Consider the following 7,918-nt stretch of genomic DNA (forward strand, 5'->3'; position numbering starts at 1 on the left):
AGCAAAGAGGCGATTCAGCATCAGGCGCTTGCGATATACGCAGCGATCGAGGGCGCTCAGCTTGTCGCTAGAGGCAGGGGAAACATCGCGTTATTTGACCAGGCGGTGGCGGCCTACCGCGCCGCCGCCTAGGTTTGACTGACGTGAACAGCGAGCCCGACAGCGACTCCGCAAACGACCCCGACGCCTGATCCGATGAACCCGAAAAAACGCCGCGCGATCTTCGAGACGCTGCAGAGCCTGAACCCGCATCCGACCACCGAGCTCGAGCACAACTCGCCGTTCGAGCTGCTGATCTCCGTCCTGCTCTCGGCGCAAGCCACCGATGTCTCCGTGAACAAGGCGATGCGTCGCATGTACCCGGTCGCCAACACGCCGGCCAAAGTGCTGGCGCTCGGCGAAGAAGGCGTGACGGAATACATCAGGACGATCGGGTTGTATCGGACGAAAGCGAAGAACGTCGTTGCGACGTGCCGGATTCTCGTCGAGCAATACGGCGGCGAGGTGCCCGATAACCGCGAGGCGCTCGAAGCGCTGCCGGGCGTCGGGCGCAAGACCGCGAACGTGATCCTGAATACCGCGTTCGGCCATCCGACCATTGCCGTCGATACCCATATCTTTCGCGTTTCGAACCGAACGGGACTCGCGCCCGGCAAGGACGTGCGTGCGGTAGAACTGGCGCTGGAGAAGTTCGTCCCCGACGAATTCAAGCAGGACGCGCATCACTGGCTGATCCTGCACGGGCGTTATGTGTGCAAGGCGCGCGTGCCCGAGTGCTGGCACTGCGCGATCGAACCTTTGTGCGAGTACCGGCCGAAGACGCCGGCGCCCATCGAATAAGCGCTCTGTCCCGGCGCCAAGCGAGCCGCATCGATGCAGCTTAAAATGCCCGTCAGACCACGATTCAGTAAAGCGACACGACCCCATGTTCAACCCCAGCCGTGACGAAGTTCGCCAATTTTTCACCGAAACCTGGCGCAAACAGCGGCAAGGCGGCGTCCTGACGCCGCTTGAAAGCATCGCGGCCGACTGGATTGGCGAGCATCCGGAATACCAGCAGGAACTCGCCGATCCCGACGTCGCCCACGCCGACTACTCGCCGGACCAGGGCAAGAGCAATCCGTTCCTGCACCTGTCGATGCATCTGGCGATCACAGAGCAACTTTCCATCGATCAACCGCCGGGAATTCGCCGCGCGCACGAGCGGCTGGTCGGGCGCCTGGGTTCGACGCATGATGCGCAGCACGCGATCATGGAATGCCTCGGCCAGATCATCTGGGAGGCGCAACGCAACAATACGCCGCCTGACACCGATGCCTATCTTGCGTTGATCGAACAGCGCGCATCGCGGGATTGAGTTGCTGAAGCTTCAAACAAAAACACCTCGCATCAGCGAGGTGTTTCATCATGCGCGATAAACCGGCAAAAAGTTACTTCTTCAGCACCAGATCGCCACTCAGCGATTCGATATACGCCGAGATATCCTTCAAGTCCGCCTGCGACAGGTTCTGCACCTGCGCCGACATGATGGCGTTGGCGCGGCCGAAGTTCGGATTGCCGTTGCCCATCTGGTACTGGCGCAGCGCCCAATAGATGTAGTCGGCGTGCTGGCCCGCGAGCTTCGGATACTCCGCGCTCACCGGCTTGTTCAGGTTCGGCCCGTGGCAGGCTGCGCAATTGTGCGCTTCGGTGAGCACCTTGCCGTTGCTGGCATCGGCGGCAAACGCCGGCTGCATGGCGATCACGCCGGCCAGCGCGGCTGCCGTACATGCTGTTTTCAACACTGTTTCGAGTGCCTTCATGAATTCTCCTATCCCGCGAATTGTGAATGCCGAGTGAGTGCGTCTCGGGCCTGATGCCTTGCATGATCAGGACCAACGCGCAGGATCACTTGTCGGGATTGTTCTTCGAAGAGGGGGTTTGCGCGGCGTAGTACGCTGCAATATCGGCGATATCCTGATCGGTCAGCGTCACCGCTATGCCGTGCATGGTCTCGAAATGGCGATCGCCCTTCTTGTAGGCTTGCAGCGCGTTCTCAATGTAGCGGGCGCTCTGGCCGCCGAGCATGGGCACCCGGTACACCTCGGGATACGCGGTGCGATAACCGGGAATGCCGTGACACCCGATACACATCGCAACCTTGCCCTGGGCCGCTTTCGCGTTGCCCACGACATCGGCGGATGCCTGGGTCGCGAAGCCGGCAAGCCCCGACAGCGCTGCGATCACGGCACATTTGCCGACGAATTTATTCATAGCTTCTAACCTGGCATGAGGGGAAATCCGGCACCTTGTAAAGGCCTGGCGTTCCGGGACTTTCTCGGGACTGATCAATCGGCCGTGCTTCCTGTGCTTCCAGCGCGCAGCCTGAGGCAGGTCTGATTGACAGCCACACGGGCCAAAAAAATCGCGCTAATTGTACCGCGCGGCCTACGCTGCGTCCACAGGCCGCGGCGGGAAGGTCTGCACCGCGCAAAGCCTTGCCAATCAAGGCCCGGCGGCCTGCGACACTGTGTCCAATGGACATCCTGGAAACGCCCGAATACCGGGTATTTGGGCGCTCAATGGCAAAACGGCATCTGACTTATACTGCAATTTTCCCTCTTCGAGAGATGCGTCATGCGTTTTGAAGGCTCATCGCAGTATGTCGCCACAGACGACCTCAAGCTCGCTGTCAACGCCGCGATCACGCTGCAACGCCCGCTTCTGATCAAGGGCGAACCCGGCACCGGCAAGACCATGCTGGCCGAGGAAGTGGCGGCCGCGCTCGGCATGCCGCTCTTGCAATGGCACATCAAATCGACCACGAAAGCGCAACAGGGCCTGTACGAATACGACGCTGTTTCGCGTCTGAGGGACTCACAGCTTGGCGACGAACGCGTGAAGGACATCCGCAACTACATCGTGAAGGGAGTGTTGTGGCAGGCCTTCGATGCCGACGTGCCGACCGTCTTGCTGATCGATGAAATCGATAAAGCCGACATCGAATTCCCGAACGACCTGTTGCGCGAACTCGATCGCATGGAGTTTTATGTGTACGAAACGCACGAGCTGGTTAAGGCGAGACACCGGCCGCTCGTGATCATTACATCGAACAACGAAAAAGAACTGCCGGACGCGTTTTTGCGCCGCTGCTTTTTCCACTACATCAAGTTCCCCGAACCCACGACGATGAAGCAGATCGTCGAAGTGCATTTCCCGGGCATCAAGGAAGAACTGGTTGCGGCCGCCATGCAAAGTTTCTTCGAGTTGCGCAACGTGTCAGGACTCAAGAAGAAGCCCTCGACGTCCGAGCTGCTCGACTGGCTGAAGTTGCTGCTGGCGGAGGATATCGGTCCCGAAGCGCTGCGCTCGAGCGATCAGAAGCAGATCATCCCGCCGCTGCATGGCGCGTTGCTGAAAAACGAACAGGACCTGAGCCTTTTCGAGCGGCTCCTGTTCATGAACCGCAACAACCGTTGAGCGGACGCCGGTCATGCTGATCGACTTCTTTTATTCGTTGCGCAACGCCAAGCTGCCGGTTTCGGTCAAGGAATACCTGACCTTGCTCGAAGCGTTGAAGGCGCAGGTGATCGGGCCGTCTATCGACGAGTTTTATTTTCTTGCGCGAATGACGCTGGTCAAGGACGAGAAATACTTCGATAAATTCGACCAGGCTTTCGGCACGTATTTCCACGGCATTGCCGCACTCGATGAAACTGCGCTCGATATCCCGCTCGACTGGCTGAAGAAAAAGCTCGACCGGGATTTCACGCCCGAAGAGAAACGGCAGATCGAGGCGCTCGGCGGTATCGACAAGCTGATGGAGCGCCTGAAAGAACTTTTCGAAGAGCAAAGGGAACGGCACGAAGGCGGCAGTAAATGGATCGGCTCGGGCGGCACGTCGCCCTTCGGCAATGGCGGATTCAATCCGGAAGGCATTCGCATTGGCGGCGACTCCGCCGGAAACCGGAGTGCGGTCAAGGTCTGGGATGAGCGCGCTTACAAGGACTACGACGACCAGGTCGAAATCGGTACGCGCAATATCAAGGTCGCGTTACGGCGTCTGCGCCGGTTTGCGCGCGAAGGCGCCGCCGATGAGCTCGATCTCCCCGATACCATCCGCAGTACCGCCGCGAATGCCGGCTGGCTCGATCTGAAAATGGTGCCGGAGCGCCACAACAATGTGAAAGTCCTGATGCTGCTTGACGTAGGCGGTTCAATGGACGATCACATCAAGCGCGTGGAAGAATTATTTTCGGCGGCGAAATCCGAGTTCAAACATCTCGAGTTCTATTATTTCCATAACTGCGTCTACGATTATCTATGGAAGAACAATAAGCGCCGGCATGGCGAAAGAACTGCCACGTTCGACGTTTTGCACAAGTTTTCGCCTGATACCAAGCTGATTTTCGTCGGCGATGCCACCATGAGCCCATACGAAGTCATGCAACCAGGCGGTTCCGTGGAATATAACAACGCCGAAGCCGGCGCGGTCTGGCTCAGGCGCCTCGCCGACCAGTTTCCGCGTTTCGCATGGCTCAATCCCGAACCGGAAAGGCTTTGGGAATACCGGCAATCGGTATCGGTCATCCGGCAGATCCTGGGCGGTCGCATGTACGGCCTCACGCTGGCCGGGCTTGAAAGCGCGATGCGTGCGCTTTCCAAATAAATCAAATCGGGTCCAAGTGGCACGGCCACTTCTTTTCACACTGTCCCTGCCCTTTCAGCCTCTCAGCGCGTACGATCCGCGCGAAACGTCCCTGAGAGGCTTCAAATGAATCCGTCCGCCACGGCTTTCCGGCCATTCGCTGATTCGTCGCTGTCAGCCATGGTCGCGGGATTTGTCGCGATGATGACCGGCTATACCAGCTCTCTCGTCCTGATGTTCCAGGCCGGGCGTGCCGCGCATTTATCCGATGCGCAGATTTCCTCCTGGATCTGGGCGCTCTCCATTGGCATGGCGCTGTGCACGATCGGCCTGTCGCTCAAGTTCCGCGCGCCGATCGTGATTGCGTGGTCCACGCCGGGCGCAGCACTGCTTGTGACGTCGCTGCCGAACGTGCCTTATGCGGATGCGATCGGCGCGTTTATCGTCTGTGCGGTCCTGTTGACGGTTGTCGGCCTGACCGGCTGGTTCGATACCCTCATGCGCAAGATCCCTGCAGGCATCGCAGCGGCATTGCTGGCGGGCATCCTGTTTGAGATCGGCATCGAAATCTTCAGGGCCGCGCAGTTCCAGACAGCCCTTGTGCTGGCAATGTTCTTCACCTATCTCATCGTCAAGCGCCTCGCGCCCCGCTACGCCATCCTGACGACGCTCGTCGTCGGCATCGTCGCCGCCGGAACCCTCGGCCTGCTCGATTTCAGCCAGTTCCACGTCGCGCTGGCGCACCCGGTCTTCACCATGCCGCACTTCACGTTCGCGGCGGCGGTCAGTATCGGCATCCCGCTTTTCGTGGTGGCAATGGCCTCGCAAAACGTGCCCGGCATCGCCGTGCTTCGCGCGGATGGCTATGACACGCCATCGGCGCCATTGATCGCGACAACGGGCATTGCGTCGCTCCTGCTCGCGCCGTTCGGCTCGCACGGCATCAACCTGGCCGCGATCACCGCCGCCATCTGCACTGGGCCGGAAGCGCACGAGGACCATTCCCGCCGATACATGGCGGCCGTCTGGTGCGGCATTTTCTATCTGGTCGCCGGCATCTTCGGGGCCACCATCGCGGCGCTGTTCGGGTCGCTGCCGAAGGCGCTGGTAGTCTCGGTCGCGGCGCTCGCGTTGTTCGGCTCAATCATGAGCGGTCTCACCAACGCCATGCACGACATTCGCGAGCGCGAAGCAGCGCTTGTCACGTTCATGGTGACGGCGTCGGGGCTCACGCTTTTATCGATAGGATCGGCATTCTGGGGTCTTGTCGGCGGCATCGTCACGCAGATTGTGCTGAACGCGCGCCGGGCGTAGATTCAGGGTGCCGACGCGAAATGTTCACAGGGCCGGCGTGTAATGGGCTTGTTCACCTTGCGCGGCGCGCCGGAACCTCTGCTAGCTCGGGCACTCGAACTGCAGCGGGAAACACCGACGCCTGCGCCAAATTGCGCAGCAGGACTAGAATGTCACTCTTGTGCGAGACAATTGCCAGAAGGTTTGGCGCCGCGGCATCACGTGCGGTCTCGCAACCTCCTTTCAACGCGGGCAATCCGCATCTTTGACAACGGCACAACGCGCCGAAGACCAGATATGACATCCGCTCTCGACCAGCTCAAGCAATACACCACCGTCGTCGCCGATACCGGCAACTTCCAGCAACTCGGCGAATTCAAACCGCAGGACGCGACCACGAACCCGTCGCTGATCTTGAAGGCCGTCCAGAACGACGACTACAAGCCGCTGCTCGAAAAGACCGTCAAGGATCACGCGAGCAAGTCTACGGGTCACATCATCGACCAGTTGCTGGTGGCGTTCGGCAAGGAAATCCTGAAGATCGTCCCGGGCCGCGTGTCCACTGAAGTCGATGCACGTCTTTCGTTCGACACGAAGGCTTCCGTCGACAAGGGCCGCGAGATCATCAAGCTGTACGAAGACGCGGGCATCGACCGCAAGCGCATTTTGATCAAGCTCGCGTCCACGTGGGAAGGCATCCGCGCCATGGAAACGCTGCAGAAGGACGGCATCCACTGCAACATGACGCTCCTGTTCGCACCGGTGCAAGCAGCGGCTGCAGCGGACGCGGGCGCGCAACTGATCTCGCCGTTCGTCGGCCGTATTTACGACTGGTACAAGAAGTCGGCGGGCGCGGACTGGGACGAAGTGAAGATGGGCGGCGCGAACGATCCGGGCGTGCAGTCGGTGCGCAAGATCTACGCGTACTACAAGAAGTTCGGCTACAAGACCGAAGTGATGGGCGCAAGCTTTCGCACGGTCAATCAGATCACGGAACTGGCCGGCTGCGATCTGCTGACCATCAGCCCGGATCTGCTCAAGAAGCTTGCCGAGAGCAATGACAAGGTTGAGCGCAAGCTGTCGCCGGAAGCCGTTGCAAACGACAAGGTCGACAAGATCAACGTCGATGAGTCGAGCTTCCGCTTCCTCCTGAACGACGACGCCATGGCGACCGAAAAGCTTGCTGAAGGCATTCGCGGTTTCGCTGCCGATGCGGTCAAGCTCGAAAAACTGATCGAAGCGCTGAAGTAATTTGGCGGCTGCAATACAGAGACTACGTGTCCAGAAACGGGCGCCGGCGCTATTTCGCCGGCGCCTTTTTTTGTGCAGACCGAGTCGGCACGGGGGTTTTTAGGCCTTGAGCGTGGGCTAGACTTTTAAGGCGGGCGGAGGGCCGCCCATCAATGAAGGAGTGCCAATGCGTCTCGAACCCTACCTGTATTTCAACGGCCGCACGGAAGAAGCGCTCATGTTCTATCAGCACGCGATTGGTGCGGAAACCTTATCAGTATTGCGTTTCGAGGATTCTCCCGAGAGCGTCAACGCAACACCCGAATGGAAGCACAAGATCATGCACTCCACGTTCAGGATAGGCTCGAGCATCATCATGGCGTCGGATGGCGTGAACGCAGCACCGCAGGTGTTCTCGGGATTCGCCATCGCGATCGTCGCTGACGACGACGAATCGGGCCAGCGCATGTTCGACGCGTTAAGCGTCGGCGGGAACGTCCGGATGGCCTGGCAACCGACCTTCTGGAGCAGCGGTTTCGGCATGATCTCCGACAAGTTCGGCATTCCTTGGATCGTGAGCGTGATGGACGACCTGGGCGGTTGAGTTCTTGCGGCAGCACTTTATCGATGAAACGGTTGCGCACCTTCGAGGTTCCACTGCCGCTCTATTTCAATCAGCCGCAAGCGCAGCCGGTCCACCTGTTCCGCGAGCCGCTTCGCAAGCCAGTACGGGCCCTGCAACTCCGGTGCGAGGTCGGCGGCAATGCA

9 protein-coding genes are annotated in these 7,918 nt (G+C 59.7%); 7 read left to right on the forward strand and 2 right to left on the reverse strand.

Features of this window, described 5'->3' with window-relative positions; translation table 11 throughout:
• Positions 1–195: 195 nt before the first annotated feature.
• Positions 196–840: an endonuclease III gene (nth, locus tag ACRXB1_RS24630; RefSeq protein ID WP_075360507.1), complete on the forward strand. Its 645-nt coding sequence runs from the start codon at positions 196–198 to the stop codon at positions 838–840.
• A gap of 85 nt (positions 841–925) precedes the next feature.
• Positions 926–1,357, forward strand: coding sequence for a DUF1841 family protein (locus tag ACRXB1_RS24635; protein WP_061998960.1), 432 nt, complete (start codon positions 926–928; stop codon positions 1,355–1,357).
• Positions 1,358–1,430: 73 nt separating this feature from the next.
• On the opposite strand, the gene ACRXB1_RS24640 is transcribed toward ACRXB1_RS24635, so the two are convergent.
• A complete protein-coding gene (locus ACRXB1_RS24640; RefSeq protein WP_061998959.1) occupies positions 1,431–1,802 on the reverse strand; it encodes a c-type cytochrome in 372 nt (123 codons plus the stop codon).
• An 85-nt stretch (positions 1,803–1,887) separates the two neighbouring features.
• Entirely contained in the window at positions 1,888–2,253 is a 366-nt protein-coding gene (locus ACRXB1_RS24645) for a c-type cytochrome (RefSeq protein WP_056352325.1), read from the reverse strand.
• 363 nt (positions 2,254–2,616) lie between these two features.
• On the opposite strand from ACRXB1_RS24645, the gene ACRXB1_RS24650 reads away from it, so the two are divergent.
• The 5 genes from ACRXB1_RS24650 to ACRXB1_RS24670 all read left to right on the forward strand — a co-directional run bounded on the left by ACRXB1_RS24650 (position 2,617) and on the right by ACRXB1_RS24670 (position 7,754).
• The gene (locus ACRXB1_RS24650; protein ID WP_061998958.1) at positions 2,617–3,459 is read left to right on the forward strand and encodes an AAA family ATPase; all 843 of its coding nucleotides are present in this window, start codon (positions 2,617–2,619) and stop codon (positions 3,457–3,459) included.
• Positions 3,460–3,472: 13 nt separating this feature from the next.
• Positions 3,473–4,648: a vWA domain-containing protein gene (locus ACRXB1_RS24655; protein ID WP_061998957.1), complete on the forward strand. Its 1,176-nt coding sequence runs from the start codon at positions 3,473–3,475 to the stop codon at positions 4,646–4,648.
• 105 nt (positions 4,649–4,753) lie between these two features.
• Positions 4,754–5,941 carry a benzoate/H(+) symporter BenE family transporter gene (locus tag ACRXB1_RS24660; protein ID WP_449493526.1) on the forward strand — a complete coding sequence of 396 codons (1,188 nt, stop codon included), beginning with the start codon at positions 4,754–4,756 and terminating at the stop codon, positions 5,939–5,941.
• A 276-nt stretch (positions 5,942–6,217) separates the two neighbouring features.
• Positions 6,218–7,171, forward strand: coding sequence for a transaldolase (gene tal, locus ACRXB1_RS24665; protein WP_062169663.1), 954 nt, complete (start codon positions 6,218–6,220; stop codon positions 7,169–7,171).
• A gap of 166 nt (positions 7,172–7,337) precedes the next feature.
• Entirely contained in the window at positions 7,338–7,754 is a 417-nt protein-coding gene (locus ACRXB1_RS24670; RefSeq protein WP_061998954.1) for a VOC family protein, read from the forward strand.
• Positions 7,755–7,918: the final 164 nt, after the last annotated feature.

The sequence above is a fragment of the Caballeronia sp. M23-90 genome (assembly GCF_053574605.1).

Coding starts and splice junctions, on each gene's coding strand:
- nth (WP_075360507.1), top strand. CDS start 196: ATGAACCCGAAAAAACGCCGCGCGATCTTCGAGACGCTGCAGAGCCTG.
- ACRXB1_RS24635 (WP_061998960.1), top strand. CDS start 926: ATGTTCAACCCCAGCCGTGACGAAGTTCGCCAATTTTTCACCGAAACC.
- ACRXB1_RS24640 (WP_061998959.1), bottom strand. CDS start 1,802: ATGAAGGCACTCGAAACAGTGTTGAAAACAGCATGTACGGCAGCCGCG.
- ACRXB1_RS24645 (WP_056352325.1), bottom strand. CDS start 2,253: ATGAATAAATTCGTCGGCAAATGTGCCGTGATCGCAGCGCTGTCGGGG.
- ACRXB1_RS24650 (WP_061998958.1), top strand. CDS start 2,617: ATGCGTTTTGAAGGCTCATCGCAGTATGTCGCCACAGACGACCTCAAG.
- ACRXB1_RS24655 (WP_061998957.1), top strand. CDS start 3,473: ATGCTGATCGACTTCTTTTATTCGTTGCGCAACGCCAAGCTGCCGGTT.
- ACRXB1_RS24660 (WP_449493526.1), top strand. CDS start 4,754: ATGAATCCGTCCGCCACGGCTTTCCGGCCATTCGCTGATTCGTCGCTG.
- tal (WP_062169663.1), top strand. CDS start 6,218: ATGACATCCGCTCTCGACCAGCTCAAGCAATACACCACCGTCGTCGCC.
- ACRXB1_RS24670 (WP_061998954.1), top strand. CDS start 7,338: ATGCGTCTCGAACCCTACCTGTATTTCAACGGCCGCACGGAAGAAGCG.